At 52.1% G+C, this 22,586-nt stretch carries 21 protein-coding genes and 1 pseudogene; 16 read left to right on the forward strand and 6 right to left on the reverse strand.

Going from position 1 to position 22,586, the window contains the following annotated elements:
- Both HMPREF2572_RS13155 and cueR read right to left on the reverse strand, forming a co-directional pair.
- Nucleotides 1-238, reverse strand: a pseudogene (locus HMPREF2572_RS13155) (transposase); the annotation flags it as partial.
- Nucleotides 239-248: 10 nt separating this feature from the next.
- The gene (cueR, locus tag HMPREF2572_RS03540; RefSeq protein ID WP_003742986.1) at nt 249-641 is read right to left on the reverse strand and encodes a Cu(I)-responsive transcriptional regulator; all 393 of its coding nucleotides are present in this window, start codon (nt 639-641) and stop codon (nt 249-251) included.
- Nucleotides 642-788: 147 nt separating this feature from the next.
- On the opposite strand from cueR, the gene HMPREF2572_RS03545 reads away from it, so the two are divergent.
- The 4 genes from HMPREF2572_RS03545 to hisH all read left to right on the forward strand — a co-directional run bounded on the left by HMPREF2572_RS03545 (nt 789) and on the right by hisH (nt 4,486).
- A complete protein-coding gene (locus tag HMPREF2572_RS03545) occupies nt 789-998 on the forward strand; it encodes a heavy-metal-associated domain-containing protein (RefSeq protein WP_003674677.1) in 210 nt (69 codons plus the stop codon).
- Nucleotides 999-1,097: 99 nt separating this feature from the next.
- Nucleotides 1,098-3,260 (forward strand): heavy metal translocating P-type ATPase, encoded by a 2,163-nt coding sequence (locus HMPREF2572_RS03550; RefSeq protein ID WP_070496278.1) that lies wholly within the window; start codon nt 1,098-1,100, stop codon nt 3,258-3,260.
- A gap of 72 nt (nt 3,261-3,332) precedes the next feature.
- Complete coding sequence (locus HMPREF2572_RS03555) at nt 3,333-3,692, forward strand: hypothetical protein (protein WP_070496279.1); 360 nt, start codon at nt 3,333-3,335, stop codon at nt 3,690-3,692.
- Nucleotides 3,693-3,841: 149 nt separating this feature from the next.
- The gene (gene hisH, locus HMPREF2572_RS03560; protein ID WP_070496280.1) at nt 3,842-4,486 is read left to right on the forward strand and encodes an imidazole glycerol phosphate synthase subunit HisH; all 645 of its coding nucleotides are present in this window, start codon (nt 3,842-3,844) and stop codon (nt 4,484-4,486) included.
- A 248-nt stretch (nt 4,487-4,734) separates the two neighbouring features.
- On the opposite strand, the gene HMPREF2572_RS03565 is transcribed toward hisH, so the two are convergent.
- From HMPREF2572_RS03565 to gshA, 3 genes are all read right to left on the reverse strand, one after another.
- On the reverse strand, nt 4,735-5,454 hold the full coding sequence (locus tag HMPREF2572_RS03565; RefSeq protein WP_070496281.1) for an SDR family oxidoreductase: 720 nt from the start codon (nt 5,452-5,454) through the stop codon (nt 4,735-4,737).
- A gap of 428 nt (nt 5,455-5,882) precedes the next feature.
- On the reverse strand, nt 5,883-8,657 hold the full coding sequence (gyrA, locus tag HMPREF2572_RS03570) for a DNA gyrase subunit A (protein WP_070496282.1): 2,775 nt from the start codon (nt 8,655-8,657) through the stop codon (nt 5,883-5,885).
- 264 nt (nt 8,658-8,921) lie between these two features.
- Entirely contained in the window at nt 8,922-10,274 is a 1,353-nt protein-coding gene (gshA, locus tag HMPREF2572_RS03580; protein ID WP_070496283.1) for a glutamate--cysteine ligase, read from the reverse strand.
- A gap of 267 nt (nt 10,275-10,541) precedes the next feature.
- Between gshA and leuC the strand changes: the two genes are divergently transcribed.
- The 10 genes from leuC to HMPREF2572_RS03630 all read left to right on the forward strand — a co-directional run bounded on the left by leuC (nt 10,542) and on the right by HMPREF2572_RS03630 (nt 18,523).
- On the forward strand, nt 10,542-11,951 hold the full coding sequence (gene leuC / locus HMPREF2572_RS03585) for a 3-isopropylmalate dehydratase large subunit (protein ID WP_070496284.1): 1,410 nt from the start codon (nt 10,542-10,544) through the stop codon (nt 11,949-11,951).
- A gap of 120 nt (nt 11,952-12,071) precedes the next feature.
- On the forward strand, nt 12,072-12,293 hold the full coding sequence (locus HMPREF2572_RS03590) for a hypothetical protein (RefSeq protein WP_070496285.1): 222 nt from the start codon (nt 12,072-12,074) through the stop codon (nt 12,291-12,293).
- Between the two features lie 110 nt (nt 12,294-12,403).
- Nucleotides 12,404-12,769: a VOC family protein gene (locus tag HMPREF2572_RS03595; RefSeq protein WP_070496286.1), complete on the forward strand. Its 366-nt coding sequence runs from the start codon at nt 12,404-12,406 to the stop codon at nt 12,767-12,769.
- A 54-nt stretch (nt 12,770-12,823) separates the two neighbouring features.
- Nucleotides 12,824-13,465, forward strand: coding sequence for a 3-isopropylmalate dehydratase small subunit (gene leuD / locus HMPREF2572_RS03600; protein WP_003742170.1), 642 nt, complete (start codon nt 12,824-12,826; stop codon nt 13,463-13,465).
- A gap of 132 nt (nt 13,466-13,597) precedes the next feature.
- Nucleotides 13,598-14,323 (forward strand): SH3 domain-containing protein, encoded by a 726-nt coding sequence (locus tag HMPREF2572_RS03605; protein ID WP_070496287.1) that lies wholly within the window; start codon nt 13,598-13,600, stop codon nt 14,321-14,323.
- A gap of 35 nt (nt 14,324-14,358) precedes the next feature.
- Entirely contained in the window at nt 14,359-14,820 is a 462-nt protein-coding gene (locus tag HMPREF2572_RS03610; RefSeq protein ID WP_070496288.1) for a NanQ anomerase/TabA/YiaL family protein, read from the forward strand.
- A 222-nt stretch (nt 14,821-15,042) separates the two neighbouring features.
- Nucleotides 15,043-15,774, forward strand: a complete 732-nt coding sequence (locus tag HMPREF2572_RS03615; protein ID WP_210385286.1) for a type II toxin-antitoxin system death-on-curing family toxin — start codon at nt 15,043-15,045, stop codon at nt 15,772-15,774.
- Nucleotides 15,775-15,826: 52 nt separating this feature from the next.
- On the forward strand, nt 15,827-16,897 hold the full coding sequence (gene leuB / locus HMPREF2572_RS03620; protein ID WP_003761586.1) for a 3-isopropylmalate dehydrogenase: 1,071 nt from the start codon (nt 15,827-15,829) through the stop codon (nt 16,895-16,897).
- 347 nt (nt 16,898-17,244) lie between these two features.
- Nucleotides 17,245-17,808, forward strand: coding sequence for a YceI family protein (locus HMPREF2572_RS03625; protein ID WP_070496289.1), 564 nt, complete (start codon nt 17,245-17,247; stop codon nt 17,806-17,808).
- A gap of 148 nt (nt 17,809-17,956) precedes the next feature.
- Entirely contained in the window at nt 17,957-18,523 is a 567-nt protein-coding gene (locus HMPREF2572_RS03630; RefSeq protein ID WP_070496290.1) for a peptidylprolyl isomerase, read from the forward strand.
- Between the two features lie 105 nt (nt 18,524-18,628).
- Here the strand turns inward: HMPREF2572_RS03630 and HMPREF2572_RS03635 are convergent, their stop codons facing one another.
- Entirely contained in the window at nt 18,629-20,020 is a 1,392-nt protein-coding gene (locus tag HMPREF2572_RS03635) for a nucleobase:cation symporter-2 family protein (protein ID WP_016688214.1), read from the reverse strand.
- A 379-nt stretch (nt 20,021-20,399) separates the two neighbouring features.
- On the opposite strand from HMPREF2572_RS03635, the gene dapA reads away from it, so the two are divergent.
- Together dapA and bamC are read left to right on the forward strand one after the other, a co-directional pair.
- Nucleotides 20,400-21,281 (forward strand): 4-hydroxy-tetrahydrodipicolinate synthase, encoded by an 882-nt coding sequence (gene dapA, locus HMPREF2572_RS03640; protein WP_039410710.1) that lies wholly within the window; start codon nt 20,400-20,402, stop codon nt 21,279-21,281.
- Between the two features lie 72 nt (nt 21,282-21,353).
- Nucleotides 21,354-22,481: an outer membrane protein assembly factor BamC gene (gene bamC, locus HMPREF2572_RS03645; protein ID WP_070496291.1), complete on the forward strand. Its 1,128-nt coding sequence runs from the start codon at nt 21,354-21,356 to the stop codon at nt 22,479-22,481.
- The last annotated feature ends 105 nt before the right edge of the window (nt 22,482-22,586 follow it).

The raw sequence follows: 22,586 nt of genomic DNA on the forward strand, positions 1-22,586 counted from the left end.
CGTACCAAAGCTCTGTTCGACCACATAACGGGGCTTCGACAAATATCGGTTGCGTTTGGTTTGTGCTTCCGTCAGAGGGCGGTTGCGGTGGGCTTTGCGCAATGTCGTCTAACAACCGATGCTCTTTCAGATGTTGCCGGTTTTCCGCACTGTCGTAGCCTTTGTCGGCATAGACGGTCGTACCTTCGGCTATCCCTTCCAGCAAAGGCGACAGGTGGTTGCACTCATGTGTATTAGCCCCAAGCCGCCTAACGCTCCTCCAGCCCGGCCAAAATCGCACAATCCGGGCAGTCGTCTCCCGCGCAGGCATCGTGCCAGCGTTGCAGCTCGGCCACCATGCCCTGCAAGCGTTCGATTTTGGCTTCCAGTTCGGCGATGTGCCGCGCGGTGAGCGTTTTCACTTCGCGGCTGGTGCGCTGCGGGTTGTGTTGCAGGCTCAAAAGCTGCCCGATCTGCGGCAGCGAAAAGCCCACTTCCCGCGCATGGCGGATAAAGCGCAGCCGGGCAAGGTCGGCCTGTCCGTAGCGGCGGTAGCCCGCTTCGCTGCGCGCGGCCGGGGCGATTAGGCCGTGCTTTTCGTAGTCGCGGATTTGTTTGGCGGAAAGGCCGCTCTCGGCCGCGGCCTGGCTGATGTTCATCATGATGCTTGACCTATACTTCGGGTGAAGCTTTATAGTGGCGGCACTTAGCGGGAAAGCAAGAGCAGACCCATCATTTCAGGCTACCTGAAAGCTTTGACTGCAACGGGCTTTAAAACCTCAGCCTCATTCCAACAGAAAGGAAACCCTATGCAAACCATCACATTAAACATCGAAGGCATGACCTGCGGCGGCTGCGTGAAAAGCGTTACCAGCATCCTCGAAGGCGTAAACGGCGTGGACAAGGCCGAAGTGAGCCTGGAAAACAAGAACGCCGTCGTGGAATTCGACCCCGCCCAAACCAACCCCGCCGCGCTGATAGAAGCGGTGGAAGACGGCGGCTTTGATGCGGCTTTGTAAATCGAATCGCAACAAATCGACTGCAACACCTCAAAGGCTACCTGAAAACCCTGCTCCGCTTTTTTCAGGTAGCCCAACCACATTCAGAAGGAAGAAACCATGCAACAAAAAGTCCGTTTCCAAATCGAAGGCATGACCTGTCAGGCTTGCGCTTCGCGCATTGAAAAAGTGTTGAACAAAAAAGATTTTGTCGAATCGGCTGGGGTGAACTTCGCCAGCGAGGAGGCGCAGGTGGTGTTTGACGACAGCCAAACCTCCGCCGCCGACATCGCCAAAATCATCGAGAAAACCGGCTATGGCGCGCAGGAGAAGACGGAAGAGGCTCTGCCGCAACCCGAAGAAACCGCGCATGTAAGCTGGCGGCTGTGGCTTTTGCTGGCAATCAATATCCCGTTCCTTATCGGCATGGCGGGAATGATGATTGGTCGGCACGATTGGATGATTCCGCCGTTGTGGCAGTTCGCATTGGCGAGTGTGGTGCAGCTTTGGCTGGCGGTGCCGTTTTACAAAAGCGCGTGGGCGAGTATTAAAGGCGGGCTGGCGAATATGGACGTGCTCGTTACCATTGGCACGGTGTCGATTTATCTGTATTCCGTTTATATGTTGTTTTTCAGCCCGCACGCGGCGCACGGCATGGCGCATGTGTATTTTGAAGCGGGCGTGATGGTGATTGGTTTTGTGTCTCTGGGCAAATTTTTGGAACACCGCACCAAAAAATCCAGCCTGAACAGCTTAGGCTTGCTGCTGAAACTGACGCCGACCCAAGTTAACGTGCAACGCAACGGCGAATGGAAACAGCTTCCCATCGACCAAGTGCAAATCGGCGATCTGATCCGCGCCAATCACGGCGAACGCATTGCCGCCGACGGCATTATCGAGAGCGGCAGCGGCTGGGCGGACGAGAGCCACCTCACCGGCGAATCCAATCCCGAAGAGAAAAAGGCGGGCGGCAAAGTGTTGGCGGGCGCGCTGATGACCGAAGGCAGCGTGGTTTACCGCGCCACGCAGCTCGGCAGCCAAACCCTGCTCGGCGACATGATGAACGCGCTGTCCGAAGCGCAAGGCAGCAAGGCGCCGATTGCGCGCGTGGCAGACAAGGCGGCGGCGGTGTTCGTACCTACCGTCGTGGGCATTGCGCTTTTGACCTTTATCGCCACTTGGCTGGTTAAAGGCGATTGGACGGTGGCGCTGATGCACGCCGTTGCCGTTTTGGTGATTGCCTGCCCGTGTGCGCTCGGTCTGGCGACGCCCGCCGCGATTATGGTCGGCATGGGCAAAGCGGTGAAACACGGCATTTGGTTCAAAGACGCGGCGGCGATGGAAGAGGCCGCCCATGTCGATGCCGTCGTGTTGGACAAAACCGGCACGCTGACCGAAGGCAGGCCGCAGGTTGCCGCCGTTTATTGCGTCCCCGACAGCGGCTTTGACGAAGACGCTTTGTACCGCATCGCCGCCGCTGTTGAACAAAACGCCGCCCATCCACTTGCCCGCGCCATCGTCTCTGCCGCCCAAGCGCGCGGTTTGGACATCCCCGCCGCACAAAACGCGCAAACCGTTGTCGGCGCAGGCATTACCGCCGAAGTCGAAGGCGTGGGCTTGGTAAAAGCAGGCAAAACCGAATTTGCCGAATTGACCTTGCCCACGTTTTCAGACGACGTATGGCACATCGCAAGCATCGTCGCCGTTTCCGCCAACGGCAAACCCGTAGGCGCATTCGCTCTCGCCGACGCATTGAAAACCGACACCGCTGAAGCCATAGGTCGTCTGAAAAAACACGGCATCGACGTTTACATCATGAGCGGAGACAACCAAGGCACGGTCGAATACGTCGCCAAACAACTGGGCATCGCACACGCCTTCGGCAACATGAGTCCACGCGACAAAGCCGCCGAAGTGCAGAAACTCAAAGCCGCCGGCAAAACCGTGGCAATGGTCGGCGACGGCATCAACGACGCGCCTGCGCTCGCTGCCGCCAACGTCAGCTTCGCCATGAAAGGCGGCGCGGACGTTGCCGAACACACCGCCTCCGCCACGCTGATGCAGCATTCGGTCAACCAGCTCGCCGACGCCCTGCTGGTATCGCAGGCGACGTTGAAAAACATCAAACAAAACCTGTTTTTCGCCTTCTTCTACAATATCTTGGGCATCCCGCTCGCCGCACTCGGCTTCTTAAACCCCGTCATCGCGGGCGCGGCAATGGCGGCAAGCTCGGTTTCGGTGTTGAGCAATGCGTTGAGGTTGAAACGGGTGAAGATTGAGTAATATGGGAAAGGTCGTCTGAAACGCATACGCCCAATTTCATTTTTCAGGTAGCCTCAAACTAGGAATCAACCGATGAAAAGTTACACACTCGATATTACCCACTTTGAATACCCTGAATCATTTCAAAAAATTGTCGAACTGAATTTAGTCGATTTCGATATTTGGCATCTGCTCGATAGCGATTGGGCCGCCGAGCTATACCAAGGCATGCAAACCCGTTACCCTAACAGGAAATTGATTCCCTTCGCCAAACGCAGCGATTGCGATGACACTGCCTGCTTCGAAATCGGCAAAGGCGGCACAGTCCAGCTTATCCACGACTTCGCCGGCCCCGGCTGGGAACAGCGTCAAGAATTCCCCGATTGCTGGGCATGGCTCGCCCAAGCGGTAAACGACATGATCGAATACAACCGGGAAGGCGGCATCCGGTAAACCTCAAACCGGCTGATGGGCAAATGATGGATGAGGTTTGAATCAGGACAAGACGATGATTTTCCACGCTCGGGGTTTGCTATAAAATCATTACCATCGCAATGCTCTTCCCCGCCTTGCCCCATTACCAAAAAAACCAAGGAGAAAACATGAAAACCGCTATTGTCGATTACGGCATGGGTAATTTGCATTCCGTCCTCAAATCCGTACAGGCCGCGCAAGCCTTGTCCGGCAAGACTGCCGAAATTTATCTGACCGACCGTCCCGAAGACATCTTCGCTGCCGACAAAATCATTTTCCCCGGTCAAGGCGCAATGCCCGACTGCATGGCTGCGCTGCGGCAAAGCGGCTTAGGCGAGGCAGTGGAAGATAGCTTGAAAAACAAACCGTTTTTCGGCATCTGCGTCGGCGCGCAATTATTGTTTGAACACAGCGAAGAAGGCGATACCGCCGGACTGGGCTGGTTTAAAGGCATGGTCAAACGCTTCGCCGCCAACCAAACCGATGCACACGGAGGTCGTCTGAAAGTGCCGCACATGGGCTGGAACACAGTACATCAAACCCGCCCGCATCCGCTGTTTAAAGACATCGGACAAGAAACGCGCTTTTACTTTGTACACAGCTACTACTTCGCTCCCGAAAACCCCGAAACCGTCCTTGCCACCAGCGAATACCCGCACGAATTTGCCTGCATCGTCGGCAAAGACAATGTTTTCGCCACCCAGTTCCACACGGAAAAAAGCCACGACGCGGGGTTGCTGCTGTTGCGCAACTTCTTAGATTGGCAGCCTTAATGTTTTGCTTATATCAAAAGGTCGTCTGAAAATTTTCAGACGACCTTTTTTATAATAAATTCAGATTTTAAGTCAAACCCGATCCTCGTTTCCATTCATAAAAAATCGCCTGAACACCAAACTTGGTTTCAGACGAGCTTTTTCATCGTTTGCCTGATATTTCAATCGTAGAAAGAAACAGCCTTCAGGTTTCACAATAAAAATGCGGCAGTTATCAAATGATGATTTTGCCGCGTTACCGTTCAAGCTTAGAGGTACACAATCTCGCCGCTGCGTCCCCTGCTCTCCTGACTTGCCCACCAAACAAACTGCGGCAATACGTCGGTATAGTTTTTACGTTCGCTTTTCGACTCGCCCGGATGGGATTTGATACGCTGTGGCGAATTGATCGGGCCCGGAATCAGAACATTGGCGCGCAGGTTGTCAAAACGCTCCCATTCGTCGGCAGCTACTTTACACAAGTAATTTAACGCAGCTTTCGACGCGCCGAATCCACCCCAATAAGCCTTAGGATCTTCGCCATGACTTTCTCCGACAAAAATCACGGAAGCATCGGAAGAAGCTTTCAGCAAAGGCAGCATCGCGCGTGTCAAACCCATCGGTGCGACGGTGTTGATCCGATATTGGTTGACCCATTCGGATACGGTTTGGAAATCCAAAGGAGAAAGCGCATAGAAATAGCTGGCGCAATGCACGATACCGTCCAAGCGTCCGTTTGTTGCTTCAGCAATGGTTGCGGCAAATTGTTCGAACTCTTTTTCTTCTGCGCTCATTAAGTCGAAGCAGATGGCAAAGGGTTCGGGATAGCCGGCATCGACAATGGCATCATAAACTTTTTCCAACTTCTTTTGATGGCGCGCCACCAAAATGACGGTCGCGCCAGCCGCCGCATAAGCCTTGGCAACCTGCTCGCCCAAACCTTGGGACGCGCCGGTTACCATGATGATTTTATCGGATAAAGTTGACATGATTTTCTCCATTTTTAGATTTATAGTGGATTAAATTTAAACCAGTACGGCGTTGCCTCGCCTTAGCTCAAAGAGAACGATTCTCTAAGGTGCTTAAAGCACCAAGTGAATCGGTTCCGTACTATCTGTACTATCTGCGGCTTCATCGCCTTGTCCTGATGTACTATCTGCGGCTTCGTCGCCTTGTCCTGATTTAAAGTTAATCCACTATAACAATAAATTATCGACAAGCTGAAAGAAGACTGAAGCATTGCTGATACATCAGAAACCAACTGTGAAACCGTGCTGCCTATTGCCTGCCCATCCACTTTTTTATTTAAAAGGAAACGATAAACAGGCAATCTTTCGGTCGATATTCTCAATAGTGTGAAACCTATTGTTTCAGACGACCCCGCAATCAATCGGCTTCAGCAAATCGGAAGCTAGATTTACGCTTCGCCGCCTTCGGTATCCGATACGGTGTTCTCAGCTTCATTGCCTTCCGGATTTTCCGCTTCGGGATTTTCATCTTCCGCTTCTTCTGCGACACGTTCCAGCGATACCAAGGTTTCGCCTTCGTCCAGATTAATCAGGCGCACGCCTGCTGCGGCGCGGCCGGTTTCACGGATTTGTTCGACTTTGGTGCGGATGAGGACGCCGCCGCTGGTAATCAGCATCAGGTCGTCGGTTTCGCCGACCAAGGTTGCGGCGACCAAGTCGCCGTTGCGCTCGCCAGTGTTGATGGCGATATTGCCTTGTCCGCCTTTGTTTTTACGGCTGTAATCGGCAATCGGGGTACGTTTGCCGTAGCCGTTGGCGGTGGCGGTCAGCACTTGCAAATCGCTTTGCGCGGCTTCGGGTGCAAAAGTAATCAGGCTGACGATTTTGCCGTCGGCAGGCAGGCGCATACCGCGCAGGCCGCCGCTGCCGCGACCGGACGGACGCACGCCGTGTTTGCCGCTTGGCAGGGCGTTTTCGTTGTCGGCGGTTTCGTCTTCGAGGTCGTCTGAAATTTCGGTTTCGATGTCGGCATCTTCTGCTTCGTCGTTACCGGATTTTTCCCAGTATTCGTTGAAACGGATGGCTTTGCCCAAGTTGGAGAACAGCATGATGTCATCCGAGCCGCTGGTTTGCGCGGCGCCGACGAGGTAGTCGCCTTCTTTGAGCGCGATGGCTTTGATGCCTTGGCTGCGGACGTTTTTAAAGGCTGAAAGCTGGACTTTTTTCACCATGCCTTGTGCAGTGGCGAAGAAGACGTATTGGTCTTCGGGGAATTCGCGCACGGCGAGGATGGCGCTGACTTTTTCGCCTTCTTCCAACTGGATGACGTTGTTAATCGGACGGCCGCGGCTGTTGCGTCCGCCTTCGGGCAGTTTGTAAACCTTAATCCAGTGGCACTTGCCGAAGTTGGTGAAACACATCAAATAGTCATGCGTGTTCGCGACAAACAGGGTTTCGATGAAGTCTTCGTCTTTGGTGGCCGCCGCCTGTTTGCCGCGCCCGCCGCGACGCTGCGCCTGATAGTCGGTGGTTGGCTGGGTTTTGATATAGCCGCCGTGAGTCAGGGTAACGACCATTTCGCGTTGCGGAATCAGATCTTCATCGGCAATGTCGCCGCCAAACGGGTTGATTTCGCTGCGGCGCTCGTCGCCGAAATTGGTTTTGGTTTCTTCCAATTCTTCGCGGATGATTTGAGTGATGCGTTCCGGTTTCGCCAGAATGTCCAAATAGTCGATGATTTTTGCCATGATGGTTTTGTAGTCGCCGACGATTTCTTCTTGGTCGAGGCCGGTCAGGTTGCGCAGGCTCATGCGCAGGATGGCATCAGCCTGGATTTCGCTCAGATAATAGCCTTGTTCCTGCAAGCCGAGGTTGGCGGGCAGACCTTCGGGGCGCGCCATGCGCAGGTCGAGGTCGGTACGGCTCAGCATGTCCTCCACCAAACCGCTGCGCCATGCGCGGGACAACAGTTTTTCTTTGGCTTCGGGCGCGTCGGCAGATTCTTTAATCAAGCGAATCATCTCGTCGATATTGGACAGGGCGACGGCTTTACCTTCGGCGATATGGCCTTCATGACGCGCTTTTTTCAGGCGGAACAGGGTGCGGCGGGTAACGACTTCGCGACGGTGGCGCAGGAATTCCGACAAAATTTGTTTCAGGTTCAACAGGCGCGGCTGACCGTCAACCAAGGCGACCATGTTGATGCCGAAGCTGTCTTGAAGCTGGGTGAGTTTGTAGAGTTGGTTTAAAACGACTTCGGCGTTTTCGTTACGTTTCAATTCGATGACGACGCGCATACCGGATTTGTCGGATTCGTCGCGCAGGTCGGATACGCCTTCCAACGTTTTTTCACGCACCAACTCGCCGATTTTTTCCACCAGCTTGGCTTTGTTCACCTGATACGGAATTTCGTCGATGATAATGGCTTCTCGTTCGCCGTTTTTGCCTATGGGTTCGATATGGGTTTTACCGCGCATAACGACGCGGCCGCGGCCGGTTTTATAGCCTTCGCGCACGCCGCTCAAGCCGTAGATGGTTGCGCCGGTCGGGAAATCGGGGGCTTGCAGGATGTTGATCAATTCGTCGATTTCGGTTTCGGGTTCATCCAAAAGACGCAGACAGGCGTTGATGGTGTCGGTGAGGTTGTGCGGCGGAATGTTGGTCGCCATACCGACGGCGATACCGGACGAGCCGTTGATCAACAGCGCGGGGAAGCGGGTCGGCAACACCAGCGGCTCGTGTTCGCTGCCGTCGTAGTTCGGACCGAAATTGACGGTTTCTTCTTCGATGTCCGCCAGCATTTCGTGGGCGATTTTCGCCATGCGGATTTCGGTATAACGCATCGCCGCGGCGCCGTCGCCGTCAACCGAACCGAAGTTGCCCTGACCGTCGATTAAGACGTAGCGCATCGAAAAATCCTGCGCCATGCGCACGATGGTGTCGTAAACCGCGGAATCGCCGTGCGGATGGTATTTACCGATGACGTCGCCGACGATACGCGCCGATTTTTTGTAGGCGGCGTTCCAGTTGTTTTTCAGCTCGTGCATGGCGTAAAGCACGCGGCGGTGTACCGGCTTCAAACCGTCGCGCACATCGGGCAGCGCGCGGCCGACAATCACGCTCATGGCGTAATCGAGATAGCTTTTGCGCATTTCGTCTTCAAGGCTGACGGGCAGGGTTTCGAGTGCGAATTTATGGTCGTTGCGGATAGTTGCGTCGGTCATGGTTTTCTTTATTTCGTATGGCAAAAATAGATGGGAATTTTAGCATAAAACCGCGCTTTTCGGGCTTTTTGCATCCCTTTTGAATCATATGGCGAATAAACTGATTTTTCGCCACAGCTACCGCACTGTCCGTACCATCTGCGGCTTGTTGCTTTAATGGTTGCCTGCTATTCCTACCTGCCCACATAAAAAGGTCGTCTGAAAACTTAAACTATGGTTTTCAGACGACCTTTTACTATTTCAAATAATCAGACCAAACGCGCTTTACGGCGCGGTTTGCTCCAACTCAAGCGCGGCGGCAAGCAGCGACAGGCGCGCCATTACGCCGTAAACGTAGAGGCGGTTGTGTTCATTATCGACGTCACAATCTTTTTCGGAGCGCGGCATGCCGAGCGAGTCCCATTGTTCAAATACGCGTTTGCAGGCTTCGGGGGCTTCTTGGGAATTGTCGCCGCTGCCGGTGGGGATGCTGTTGGACAACGGAACGAACACCATGCCGCCGGCGTTGAGGTTTTCGTCCGCGCCGCGTCCTTCGTGTACGCGGAAGAAGCCACCGATAACGAACCGGTCCATCATATAAACGACAGGTTCGCACACGGCACCGTTCATGGTTTCATAGGTATAAATACCTTCTTGGACAATCACTTCGCTGACTTCCAAGCCTTCTTTCACCTTCGCCATTTTGTTGCGGTTTTTGCGGTTCAGCCCGCGCACTTCGTCGGCTGATTTGACGCTCATCACGCCCATGCCGTAAGTACCTGCGTCGGCTTTGACAATCACGAAAGGCTGGTCGGCAATGCCCAATTCGTCGTATTTGGCTTGAATTTTCGCCAGCACGCGTTCTACCGCTTCCGCCAACGCATCTTCGCCTTCGCGCTCTTGGAAGTCCAAACCGCCGATTTTTTCGAAATACGGGTTAATCTGCCATTCGTCGATGTCAATCAGCTTGGCAAATTCGGCGGCGACTTGGTTGTATGCGCTGAAATGCTCTGTTTTGCGGCGCGTCGTCCAACCGCCGTGCAGCGGAGGCAATACGGTTTGGCTGATGCCTTTGAGAATGTCGGGAACGCCGGCGGACAAGTCGTTGTTCAACAAGACGACGCAAGGTGAGAAACCGTCTGCAAGATGGACGCGCTCGCGGGTACGCAATAAAGGTTCCAGCAGGATTTTATCGCCCAGCGCGGTTTCAAACTCGGTCGGCTCGGTTACTTCAGGATTCAGGCTGCCCAAACGGACTTCATACCCTGCCGAACGCAAAATCTCGCTGAGTGCGTAAACGTTTTGCAGGTAGAATGTGTTGCGGGTATGGTTTTCAGGAATAATCAATACGGATTTTGCCGTTTCGCAGGCGCGTTGTACTGCGTCTTGCGCCGCAACTGCTGCCAGCGGGATGAAATTCGGATTCAGGTTGTTGAAACCGCCGGGGAACAAGTTCATATCAATAGATGAAATTTTGTAACCGGCATTGCGGATGTCGACCGAACCGTAAAACGGCGGGCGGTGCGCGTTCCATTGCGAACGGAACCATGCTTCGATTTTGGCGTGGTTGCACAAGATTTTCGCTTCAAACGCCTGAAGTTGCGACAGATGTTCGGCAGCCATAACCGGTAATTTCATTCTCTATACCTCTGTTGTCGGATGTGGGATACGGATGGAAATGATAGTGCTTTTTTAGGCGGTACGACAAGCATTGTTTCAAATAAAATACCTCTTTTTGTCAACAATTCTACAATTTGTCTAATTTTTGAAAGTTATTTTTAGATTTTTATGTGAAAATGTAGAAATTAGACAAATTTCTATTGCGCTACCCCTGTAAAAAGCCTAAAATCCGCCCATCAAAACAAACCATCTACTCCTATTATTAATAAGCAAAGATAACCCATCATGAGCGAACAAACCCTCTACGACAAACTCTGGAACAGCCACGTCGTCCGCGAAGAAGAAGACGGCACTGTCCTGCTCTACATCGACCGCCATTTAGTGCACGAAGTTACCAGCCCGCAGGCGTTTGAAGGCCTGAAAATAGCGGGACGCAAGCTGTGGCGTATCGACAGCGTCGTCTCCACCGCCGACCACAACACCCCGACCGGCGATTGGGACAAAGGCATCCAAGACCCGATTTCCAAGCTGCAAGTCGATACTTTAGACAAAAATATCAAAGAGTTCGGCGCACTCGCCTACTTCCCGTTCATGGATAAAGGTCAAGGCATCGTTCATGTCATGGGTCCGGAACAAGGCGCGACCCTGCCCGGCATGACCGTCGTCTGCGGCGACTCGCACACCTCTACCCACGGCGCGTTCGGCGCGCTGGCACACGGTATCGGCACTTCCGAAGTCGAACACACTATGGCGACCCAGTGCATTACCGCGAAAAAATCCAAATCCATGCTGATTGCCGTTGAAGGTCGTCTGAAACCGGGCGTTACCGCCAAAGACGTCGCCCTCTACATCATCGGACAAATCGGCACGGCAGGCGGCACGGGCTATGCCATCGAGTTCGGCGGCGAAGCCATCCGCAGCCTTTCGATGGAAGGCCGCATGACCCTGTGCAACATGGCGATTGAAGCAGGGGCGCGCTCCGGCATGGTTGCCGTCGATCAAACCACCATCGACTATGTCAAAGACAAACCCTTCGCACCCAAAGGCGAAGCATGGGACAAAGCCGTCGAATACTGGCGCACGCTGGTTTCCGACGAAGGCGCAGTATTCGACAAAGAATACCGTTTCAAAGCCGAAGACATCGAACCACAAGTAACATGGGGCACATCGCCTGAAATGGTTTTGGACATCAGCGGCAAAGTACCGAATCCTGCCGAAGAAACTGACCCCGTCAAACGCAGCGGCATGGAACGCGCCCTCGAATACATGGGCTTGGAAGCCGGCACACCGCTGAACGAAATCCCCGTCGACATCGTATTCATCGGCTCCTGCACCAACAGCCGCATTGAAGACTTGCGCGAAGCCGCCGCCGTCGCCAAAGGCCGTAAAAAAGCCGACAACGTACAGCGCGTGTTAATCGTTCCCGGCTCCGGCTTGGTCAAAAAGCAGGCAGAACAAGAAGGCTTGGATAAAATCTTCATCGATGCCGGTTTCGAATGGCGCGAACCGGGTTGCTCAATGTGTCTCGCCATGAACGCCGACCGCCTCACTCCGGGTCAACGCTGCGCTTCCACCTCCAACCGCAACTTCGAAGGCCGCCAAGGCAACGGCGGGCGCACGCACCTGGTCAGCCCTGCTATGGCTGCCGCCGCTGCGGTAAACGGTAAATTTACCGACATCCGTACTATGGCATAATCTTTCAGACGACCCCATTAATAAAGGTCGTCTGAAAACACCTTGCTCAAGCAAATTCCCCATTGTTGCGCAAAACGTCTGAAACCTTTTCAATCATTTATCACTTGAAAGGAATCCATTATGAAAAAACTTTTTGCATTGGCTGCCGCAGCTTTCATCTTGTCTGCCTGTTCCAGCACTTGGTCCGGAGCAAAAGATGATGCCAGCCGCAACTGGGATAAAACCAAAGAAACCGCCGGTCATGTAGCCGACAAGACTGAGGAAGCCGTTAAAAAAGGCGGCAATGCCGTAGGTCGCGGCATGACTCATGTCGGCGAAAAGCTTGAAGCTGCTACCGAATAAACCGGCAACCAAGGTCGTCTGAAAAATCCAAACCTTTTTTCAGACGACCTCTTACCCTACATCAATAAGGCATCCGGAAATTTTCGGCATTCCATATAAAGGAAGAAAACATGAGCAATCCGTCAAGTTGGTTTGGTATTCACGCCCAAGATTTGAATCGAGCCAAAGCGTTTTACGAATCTGTCTTCGGCAAACCTTTGCAAGATATCGGCGGTAACGGCTTCCGTTTCATTCTTTTTCCTGCCGATTACACGCAACACGGTACTGCCGGCATGATTTGGCACGACAGCAACGCCCAACCCGGTCACGGTGGTACAACCATATTCTTCAATTGCCCTGATTGTGCCGAGACCGCCGAAAAAGCCGTTTCGGCAGGCGGAAAATTGTTGCAGGGAAAATTCCCCATCGCCAACGGCTTTGCCGCCTTTATCGAAGATACCGAAGGCAACCGAATCGGTTTGCACAGCACACGTTAATCCACCCCTCCAAACAGCCATCAATTTTTCACATTATTCCTATAAGAACCTGACATGAAAGCCTTTACCAAAATCACCGCCATCGTCGCCCCGCTCGACCGCAGCAACGTCGATACCGACGCCATCATTCCCAAACAATTTTTAAAATCCATCAAACGAAGCGGCTTCGGTCCCAATGCCTTTGACGAATGGCGTTATCTCGACCACGGCGAACCGGGCATGGACAACAGCAAACGTCCGCTCAACCCCGATTTCTCGCTTAACCAGCCGCGTTACCAAGGCGCGCAAATCCTGTTGACGCGCAAAAATTTCGGCTGCGGCTCCTCGCGCGAACACGCCCCTTGGGCATTGGACGACTACGGTTTCCGCGCCGTCATCGCCCCCAGCTTCGCCGACATCTTCTTCAACAACTGCTACAAAAACGGCCTCCTGCCCATCGTGTTGACTGAAGAACAAGTTGATCAGCTTTTCAAAGAAGTCGAAGCCAACGAAGGCTATCAACTCTCCATCGACCTTGCCGAGCAAACCTTAACCACACCAAGCGGCGAAACGTTCAAATTCGACATTACCGAACACCGCAAACACTGTCTCTTAAACGGTTTGGACGAAATCGGCTTAACCCTGCAACACGCCGACGAAATCCGCGATTTCGAAGAAAAACGCCGCCAAAGCCAACCTTGGCTGTTTAACGGTTGATAAACGATGAGGTCGTCTGAAAACGAGTGTAACGAATTTTCAGACGACCTCTTTTATTAACACACAATCAGGTCGTTACTCTTTACCATCATATTTGAAAAACATACCCAACAATTTCACACACACAACACCATGAAAAAAATTATCCTGCTCCCTATACTTTTTATCAGCCTCGCCGCACATGCGGAATTCTCAGAAATTCAAGATCCTGACGGATACAGCAACTTACGCGAAAAACCGAACGCCCAAAGCCGAATCCTGACCAAAATTCCAAACGGTACCCATGTTTATACCCCCGAGATGGACGGAAAGCTTCATTTAGAACACGGTTGGCAGATAACCTACGATTTGCGCGGCAAAAAAAGGCTAGATGGCTGGGTGCATACTTCGCGACTGATTCCGTTGTCGCGTTATGAAAGCATCCCCGTTACGGCCACTGCCGACGGCTTTACCTGCCAAAAAAACGGTATGGGCGTGCGCATTAAATCGGAACGTTTCAACTATAAGAAAGAAAAACATCTGTTTACACACGATCAATACGGACTGTCCCATTATCGCGGAAAAGAAATGTTCGGCACTGACGGTACAATTCCATTCAGCCACTATCGTGAAATTGCCTTTTTCCGCAACGGTAAAACACAAATCGCTCCCCGAGCCCAATATGACCACCTGTTCGACCCATATTTTGAAAAGGCAGGCGATAATACGCAACTGAGCCACTGTTACTACCGCGCTAAAGATGATACCCTTTTCTTAACGACCGTCATCGGAGATGGTGCCGCCTATACCGAAGTCTTATTTGTCTTCCGGCAAGGCATCTTGAAGAACGTATTGGCTTCGCTACACCCTGAGGTTTAATTTTCAGACGGCCTTTTTATCTCTTTCTGCAAAACATGATTACCGACACCATCACCAACGCCGCTCGCTACGCCGCGCTGCACCCCGACTTTGCCGACGCCGTCCACCTGCTGCAAACGCTGGATTTCGCCGCCCTGCCCGACGGACAAGTGCCGTGTGCAAATCCCAATATCCGCCTCTTTGTCGGCAGCGAACCGATGAGGGGCAAAGCCGAAGCAAAGCCCGAAGCGCATTTGAAACACATCGACATCCAAGTCCCCATCAGCGGGGAAGAAACCTACGGCTGGATAGACAGGGGTCGTCTGAAAAACGGTTTGGGCTACGACGAAAAGCGCGACATCGAATTTTTCGACTGCGAACCGGAAACCTGGCTCACGCTCCAACCGGGCGAGTTCGCCCTCTTCTTCCCCAACGACGCACACGCCCCGCTGGTTGGCGAAGAAAAGTCCATACGCAAAGCCGTCTTTAAAATCCGTATCGAAGCAGAACGTATGTAACAGAAATCGAATAAAGGGGAAATATTGCTTCCTAACCCATCATTAATTCTTTACTTGGAAAAGATGAAACCTCACTACGAGTCTATTTAAGCAACCATTACTCCTACTATTCAGAGGTTAATCATTGAACCAAATCCACTTGGATAACGACTATAACACCTCCCTAACTATACAACAGACATAATTATTAATAGATTTCTTCAAATATAGGTCATCAAAAAAATGATAAATGCAAATACAATTATCTACATACATGATTATTTAACTAATTACTTTAAAGATCTAGAAGATCCAATTCAGCCTCCTGGCATTAAAAATAGAGGAGGCATCGAATCGGCAGCAAGTCGCCCCGATTTAAATCCTGAATATGACTCACACTACCTAAAAGGAGCTGCTTTATTTCATAGTATAATCAATAATCATCCATTTCATAATGGTAATAAAAGGACAGCTTTATTATCCACAATTTATTATTTAGGGGAATTTGGGATTCTAATTGAACGATGCTCTGATGAAGAATTATATGAATTTACGAGACGTGTTGCTGCCCATGAGATCTGTAAAAATAGAAATGATGAGGTTTTTATCATAGCGGAGCAACTTGAAAAATTTTCTCGTACTCAAAGTAAAGGAGATAGACCACTCAAATTCAGAAAACTTGAAGCAATATTAAATGAGTTTGGTTTCATCCTTGTTGACTATGGTAAAGTTTGTAAAGTTCGGGATCAAAATACAAATAAAACAATAAAAGGAGTTACGGTCAAAAAGAAAGGGAAAAACGGAAAAGAAGATTTTGATCCGCAATACATATCAAAACTGAGAAAATTATTGGAATTAACTCCTGAAAATGGTATTGATAGCATGAGATTCTATGGGGAAGAGGGAATTTCAGAAGATTTAAATAACTTTATGAAAATTAGAATAGAGGTTATGAAAAAACTAGCAAAAACTTAACATCTGATTCACATATTTATAAATTACTTTTTATCTAGAAAAGAGGTTATACATGACCAAACATATCGCCATCCTCCGAGGCGACGGCATCGGTCCCGAAATCGTCGCCGAAACCGTCCGCGTACTCGACAAACTCATCGCCCAAGGCTTGGACGCCAGCTACGAATACGCCCCACTGGGCGGCGAAGCCTACGACGAATACGGCCATCCCTATCCCGAATTCACACAAAACCTCTGCCGCAAAGCCGATGCTGTCCTGCTCGGCGCGGTCGGCAGCCCGCAATACGACAACCTCGACCGCCCGCTGCGCCCCGAACGCGGTCTATTGGCAATCCGCAAAGACCTGAATCTGTTTGCCAACCTGCGCCCCGCCATCCTCTACCCCGAGCTTGCCAACGCCTCCACGCTCAAACCCGAAATCGTCGCAGGCCTCGACATCCTCATCGTGCGCGAACTCACCGGCGACATCTACTTCGGCGAACCGCGCGGCATCCGTGTTCTGGAAAACGGCGAACGCGAAGGCTACAACACCATGAAATACAGCGAAAGCGAAATCCGCCGCATCGCCCACGTCGCCTTCCAATCCGCCCAAAAACGCAGCAAAAAAGTCTGCTCCGTCGGCAAAGCCAACGTCTTGGAAACCACCGAACTGTGGCGCGAAATCTTTGAAGAAATCGGCAAACAATACCCCGATGTCGAACTCTCCCACATGTATGTGGACAACGCCGCCATGCAGCTCGTGCGCGCGCCCAAACAATTCGACGTCATCGCCACCGGCAACATCTTCGGCGACATCCTCTCCGACGAAGCCTCCATGCTGACCGGCTCCATCGGCATGCTGCCCTCCGCCTCGTTGGACGAAAACGGCAAAGGTCTGTACGAACCGTCACACGGCTCCGCTCCCGACATCGCCGGGCAAAACAAAGCCAACCCGCTGGCCACTATCCTCTCTCTTGCCATGCTGCTGCGTTACAGCCTGAACGACGAAGCCCGCGCGCAACAAGTCGAAAGCGCCGTCCAAAAAGTGCTGCAACAAGGCTTGCGCACCGGCGATATTTACGAAGAAGGCACGAAACTCGTTTCCTGCTCCGAAATGGGCGACGCCGTACTCGCCGCCTTGTAAAAGGTCGTCTGAAAACCAAAAGCGCGGATAACACCGCGCTTTTTTCATTAGGGCTGTCGACATTTAATTTTCCCAGTGGATTTCTTTCACTAAGCGGAAGATTCAGGTCGAAAACCGCAAAAAGGTTGGACGCTTGCGAGGATTTCCAACGCAGAAGATGCCGCTTTGGGGATAAAAAGACACGGAAACTATTGAATGTCGACAGCCCCTAGTGTTGCCCTTCTCAGGTTTCAGACGACCCCATCATCAAATCCAAGTAAATCCACCGTTCACCCTTAAGAAATGATATGCATTCTTTCTTATGTTAAGATAAACATCTTTATAACCTCATACAAAGGACGACCATCATGAAAAAAATCATCTTCACTGCGCTCGCAGCAGCAGCCATCGGTACTGCCTCCGCCGCCACTTACAAAGTGGACGAACACCACGCCAACGCCCGTTTTGCCATCGACCACTTCAACACCAGCACCAACGTCGGCGGTTTCTACGGTCTGACCGGCTCCGTCGATTTCGACCAAGCCAAACGCCAAGGCAAAATCGACATTACCATTCCCGTTGCCAACCTGCAAAGCGGTTCGCAACACTTCACCGACCACCTGAAATCTGCCGACATCTTTGATGTTGCCAAATACCCGAACATCCGCTTCGTTTCCACCAAATTCAACTTCAACGGCAAAAAACTGCTCTCCGTTGACGGCAATCTGACCATGCACGGCAAAACCGCCCCCGTCAAACTCAAAGCCGAAAAATTCAACTGCTACCAAAGCCCGATGGCGAAAACCGAAGTTTGCGGCGGCGACTTCAGCACCACCATCGACCGCACCAAATGGGGCATAAACTATCTGGTTGATGCAGGCATGACCAAAACCGTCCGCATCGACATCCAACTCGAAGCAGCCAAACAATAAGCCGCGGCGCAACACAAAAGGTCGTCTGAAACGAAGTTCGCTGTATCCGTTTTCAGACGACCTTAAAATATTTCACAACGCCTTTTAGAGATTTCACATAAAATCCGCGATAATAACGTTTAATTTTCACACTACGAGAAACACTCCAATGAACAAAACCCTCAAACTCACTTTCGCCGCTCTCGTGCTTGCCACAGCCTTCAACGCCCAAGCCGAGACCCGCGCCGTTATCGAAACCAATATGGGCAATATCAGCCTGTCGCTTGACGAAACCAAAGCACCGAAAACCGTCGCCAACTTCGTCAGCTACGCACGCAAAGGCTTTTACGACAACACCGTTTTCCACCGCGTTATCGACGGCTTTATGATTCAAGGCGGCGGCTTTACCGCAGACCTTGCCCAAAAAGCCACAGACAAAGCCATCAACAACGAAGCGGACAACGGCTTGAAAAACACCGTCGGCACCATCGCCATGGCGCGTACCGGCGATCCTAATTCCGCCACCAGCCAGTTCTTCATCAACACTGCCGACAACGCATTCCTCGACTTCAAAAACAAAACCCCGCAAGGCTACGGCTATGCCGTCTTCGGCAAAGTGACTTCGGGCATGGATGTCGTGCAGCAAATCAGCAAAACCCCGACTGCAACACGCGGCTTCCATCAAAACGTCCCCGTCAAACCGGTCATCATCAAGCGTGTAACCATCGGCAAATAAATCGTAAACCGACTTCTTCGACAGAATACGGTTTCAATCCAAACCCGATAGAAAAGGTCGTCTGAAAATCAAATTTTCAGACGACCTTTCGTTTACGCTTGAAACTTAATGCTCCAGCCCCTCGGTATCGATTTTGACGACTTTGTCGGTTTTATCCTCCGGCAAAAGCAGGTTCAGGATAACTGCCGTGATGCCGCCGGCGGAAATGGAGTTTTGGAACAAGACGGGCAGGTTCTTAAACACTTCCGGCTCAAACGCCACACCCAAACCCAAACCGACCGACGTTGCCGCAATCACCGCTTCGCGCCTGCGGATGCCGTGGCTGACCAAAATCCGCACGCCCGCAATCGCAATCAAGCCGAACATCAAAACCATCGCCCCACCTAAAACCGGACTCGGAATCGTCGTAAACGCGCGTCCGACGACGGGGAACAAACCCAGCAACACCAAAATCACGGCAATATATTTGCCCACATGGCGCGAAGCCACGCCGGTCATCTGAATCACGCCGTTGTTTTGCGCGAAAGTCGTCAGCGGCAGCGAACCCAAAGCCGTCGCAATTACCGATACCAAACCGTCCGCCAACACGCCGCCGCGCAGGCGTTTGGTGTATTCTTCGCCTTCAATCGGCTGGTCGGACACCATTGCCGTCGCGGTCAAATCGCCGACCGCCTCAAACACGCTCAACAGGAAAATCGCACCCGCCACAATAAATGCGTGCCAGTCGAAAGCAAAACCGTATTTAAACGGTACGGGCAGCGTAACCAGCGGCAGGTTTTGCAGTGCGGAAAAATCTACCTTGCCCAAAAACAGCGCGACGATATAGCCGACAATCAATCCGACCGCGATGCCGCTCATGCGCAACAGCGGGTTTTTCATGCAGTTGAAGATCAACACAATCAGCAACACGAGCGACGCCAGCCCCAAGTTTTCCATCGAGCCGAACGTGCCGTCCGCCTTCGCACCAAAGCCGCCGCCGAAATCGGTAATGCCGACGTGTACCAAACTCAGACCAATCAGCATCACAACCACGCCGCTGACCGTCGGCGTAATCACTTTTTTCAAATACGGCAGAAGCCACGCCGAGAAACACACCAAAAACGCGCCGACAAACGATACGCCCAACAGCGTCGAAATCATCGCATCCTTAGTCAAACCGCCCTCTTTCATCCCCGCGCCCAGCGCAATCATGACGGTAACGAACGAGAAATTCACCGACTGGATGGACAGCATCCCTGAACCGACCGGCCCGAAGCGGTTGACCTGCAAATAAGTGCCGACACCCGACGCAACCATCGCCATCGACACGAGATACGCCGTCATCTCCACCGGCAATTCCAGCGCACCACCCACAATCAGCGCGGGCGTAATCATCGGCACAAAAATCGCCAGAAGATGCGTGATCGCGCTTAATAAGGCATTTCCGAATGGCGGTTTGTCTTCCAAACCGTACACCAAATCAGGCGAATCCGCCTGTTTTTTCATTGTTTCAGCCATTGCAGTCTTCCTGTCCGCCGTGAAGCGTTAAAAATTTTTAAGAAACGAAATTGTAGCGAATCAAAGATTCCTTATCAATTCAAATACTCCAGCGCAAAAACATCTTCAGTTGCCCAAACTCAAATTTCTTTGAATTTCCGCTCTAGGCAATCCCTCATTTTCAGGCAGCCTTCATACGCTTAACACATTTTAATTCTTGACAGCACTTCCACCGCTCAAAACCAATAATTTTATGATTATAAAAAATATTATTTATTAAGATATGATAGCCCTTAAGCCTGTAAACCAACCGCCCGGCCGATATGTTTCACACAAACAACAAAGTAAGCTACAATCCGAAGCATAATCGACCTCACACAATGAATAAAAAGGTTTCCGTATGTTACAAGGTAGTTTGGTTGCCCTGATTACACCCATGAATCAAGACGGCAGCATCCATTACGAACAACTCCGCGATTTGATCGACTGGCATATCGAAAACGGTACCGACGGCATCGTCGCCGTCGGCACGACAGGCGAATCCGCCACCCTCTCCGTCGAAGAGCATTTAAGCGTAATCGAAGAAACGGTCAAACACGTCAACAAGCGCGTTCCCGTTATCGCCGGCACCGGCGCCAACAACACCCTTGAAGCCATCGCGCTCTCCCGCGCCGCCGAAAAAGCCGGTGCAGACTACACCCTCTCCGTCGTCCCCTATTACAACAAGCCCTCCCAAGAAGGCATTTACCAACATTTCAAAACCATCGCCGAATCCACCTCGATTCCGATGATTATCTACAATGTACCCGGCCGCACCGTCGTCAGCATGACCAACGACACCATCCTGCGCCTTGCCAAAATCCCGAACATCGTCGGCGTCAAAGAAGCCAGCGGCAACATCGGCAGCAATCTCGAATTAATCAAACACGCGCCCGAAGGTTTCACCATCCTTTCCGGCGATGACCCCACCGGCCTGCCCTTCATGCTCTGCGGCGGGAAAGGCGTTGTGACCGTTGCCGCCAATGTCGCCCCCAAACTCTTCGCCGATATGTGCCGCGCCGCCCTTGCAGGCGATATTGCGACCGCTCGTCAATTAAATGACCGCCTGATTCCGATTTATAACACTATGTTCTGCGAACCAAGCCCTGCCGCGCCCAAATGGGGCATCTCCGCATTGGGCAAATGCGACCCTTATGTCCGCCTGCCGCTCGTCCCCCTGACCGAAGCCGGACAGGCAAAAGTCCGCGCCGCATTGCAAGAATCCGGACAACTCACCGCATAAACCGCAAAGGTCGTCTGAAAACCGTTTTCAGACGACCTGCCGTTAACCCATCACATCCCACAGGAAACCAATATGACCTATATGAAACCTGTCGTCGTAGCAATCGCCCTGATCAGCATGACTGCCTGTTCGGGCAACAAAAAAGACCTGCCTAAGCTGGACTACCAAACCCAGACACGCAAAATCGTCAAATTAGAAGTACCGCCTGATTTGAACAACCCCGATCAAGGCAACCTCTATCAAATACCCGCAGGCAGCGGCGCCGTCCGCGCCAGCGACCTGAGCCGCCGCACATCGGCAACGCAACAAGCCGCGAATTCCGAAGTCCTCAAATCCGTCAAAGGTGTCCGCTTGGAACGCGACGGGAACCAACGCTGGGTTGAAGTTCAAGGCAAATCCCCAGCCGAGATTTGGCCTTTACTGAAAGCATTCTGGCAAGAAAACGGTTTCGACATCAAATCCGAAGAACCCGGTATCGGTCAAATGGAAACCGAGTGGGCTGAAAACCGCGCGAAAATTCCGCAAGACGGCCTGCGCCGCCTCTTGGACAAAGTCGGCTTAGGCGGCATCTATTCCACCAGCGAGCGCGATAAATTCATCATCCGCATCGAACAAGGCAGAAACGGCACAACCGACGTCTTTTTCGCCCACAAAGGCATGAAAGAAGTTTACGCAGACAAAAACAAAGATACAACCACTTGGCAGCCTGCCGCCAACGATCCAAATCTTGAAGCCGCCTTTCTCGCACGCTTCATGCAATACTTGGGCGTCGATCAGCAACAAGCCGAAAATGCGCTGACCCAAAGCGTTGCCAAACGCAGCGGCAACGAATTGGCGCGAATCGAAGGCAACACCCTGCTCGTCTCCGGCGACTACGGCCGCAACTGGCGCCGCACCGCGCTCGCCCTCGACCGCATCGGCTTGAACGTCTTGGGTCAAAACATGGAACGCCACGCTTTCTTGGTTCAACAAGCACCTACCGAAAGTGAAGCCGTTTCCACGAAAAAACCGGGCTTCTTCGGCCGTATGTTGGGCAAAGGTAAAAAAGCCGAAAAACCTGCCGCCTATCCCGAAATCATCGTATTCGTTGAACCTGTCAACGGCGGTTCACGCATCAGCCTCTTGAATAAAGACGGCAGCGCGTACAAAGGCAGCGATGCCTCTACGCTCCTCAGCCGCCTGCACACAGAGCTGCGTTAAGCAATCCGGTATGACAAAAGGTCGTCTGAAAACCTGAAACATGGTTTTCAGACGACCTTTTTCTTTGAATCAGTTTTATAGTGGATTAACAAAAATCAGGACAAG

The organism is Neisseria sp. HMSC064E01, from assembly GCF_001808875.1.
In the GTDB taxonomy this organism is placed as follows: Bacteria; Pseudomonadota; Gammaproteobacteria; order Burkholderiales; family Neisseriaceae; genus Neisseria; species Neisseria sicca_A.

Coding starts and splice junctions, on each gene's coding strand:
- bamC (WP_070496291.1), top strand. CDS start 21,354: ATGACCTATATGAAACCTGTCGTCGTAGCAATCGCCCTGATCAGCATG.
- HMPREF2572_RS03630 (WP_070496290.1), top strand. CDS start 17,957: ATGAACAAAACCCTCAAACTCACTTTCGCCGCTCTCGTGCTTGCCACA.
- HMPREF2572_RS03545 (WP_003674677.1), top strand. CDS start 789: ATGCAAACCATCACATTAAACATCGAAGGCATGACCTGCGGCGGCTGC.
- leuB (WP_003761586.1), top strand. CDS start 15,827: ATGACCAAACATATCGCCATCCTCCGAGGCGACGGCATCGGTCCCGAA.
- HMPREF2572_RS03565 (WP_070496281.1), bottom strand. CDS start 5,454: ATGTCAACTTTATCCGATAAAATCATCATGGTAACCGGCGCGTCCCAA.
- HMPREF2572_RS03550 (WP_070496278.1), top strand. CDS start 1,098: ATGCAACAAAAAGTCCGTTTCCAAATCGAAGGCATGACCTGTCAGGCT.
- gshA (WP_070496283.1), bottom strand. CDS start 10,274: ATGAAATTACCGGTTATGGCTGCCGAACATCTGTCGCAACTTCAGGCG.
- leuD (WP_003742170.1), top strand. CDS start 12,824: ATGAAAGCCTTTACCAAAATCACCGCCATCGTCGCCCCGCTCGACCGC.
- HMPREF2572_RS03590 (WP_070496285.1), top strand. CDS start 12,072: ATGAAAAAACTTTTTGCATTGGCTGCCGCAGCTTTCATCTTGTCTGCC.
- HMPREF2572_RS03625 (WP_070496289.1), top strand. CDS start 17,245: ATGAAAAAAATCATCTTCACTGCGCTCGCAGCAGCAGCCATCGGTACT.
- HMPREF2572_RS03605 (WP_070496287.1), top strand. CDS start 13,598: ATGAAAAAAATTATCCTGCTCCCTATACTTTTTATCAGCCTCGCCGCA.
- HMPREF2572_RS03555 (WP_070496279.1), top strand. CDS start 3,333: ATGAAAAGTTACACACTCGATATTACCCACTTTGAATACCCTGAATCA.
- hisH (WP_070496280.1), top strand. CDS start 3,842: ATGAAAACCGCTATTGTCGATTACGGCATGGGTAATTTGCATTCCGTC.
- HMPREF2572_RS03635 (WP_016688214.1), bottom strand. CDS start 20,020: ATGGCTGAAACAATGAAAAAACAGGCGGATTCGCCTGATTTGGTGTAC.
- gyrA (WP_070496282.1), bottom strand. CDS start 8,657: ATGACCGACGCAACTATCCGCAACGACCATAAATTCGCACTCGAAACC.
- HMPREF2572_RS03615 (WP_210385286.1), top strand. CDS start 15,043: ATGATAAATGCAAATACAATTATCTACATACATGATTATTTAACTAAT.
- HMPREF2572_RS03595 (WP_070496286.1), top strand. CDS start 12,404: ATGAGCAATCCGTCAAGTTGGTTTGGTATTCACGCCCAAGATTTGAAT.
- leuC (WP_070496284.1), top strand. CDS start 10,542: ATGAGCGAACAAACCCTCTACGACAAACTCTGGAACAGCCACGTCGTC.
- dapA (WP_039410710.1), top strand. CDS start 20,400: ATGTTACAAGGTAGTTTGGTTGCCCTGATTACACCCATGAATCAAGAC.
- HMPREF2572_RS03610 (WP_070496288.1), top strand. CDS start 14,359: ATGATTACCGACACCATCACCAACGCCGCTCGCTACGCCGCGCTGCAC.
- cueR (WP_003742986.1), bottom strand. CDS start 641: ATGATGAACATCAGCCAGGCCGCGGCCGAGAGCGGCCTTTCCGCCAAA.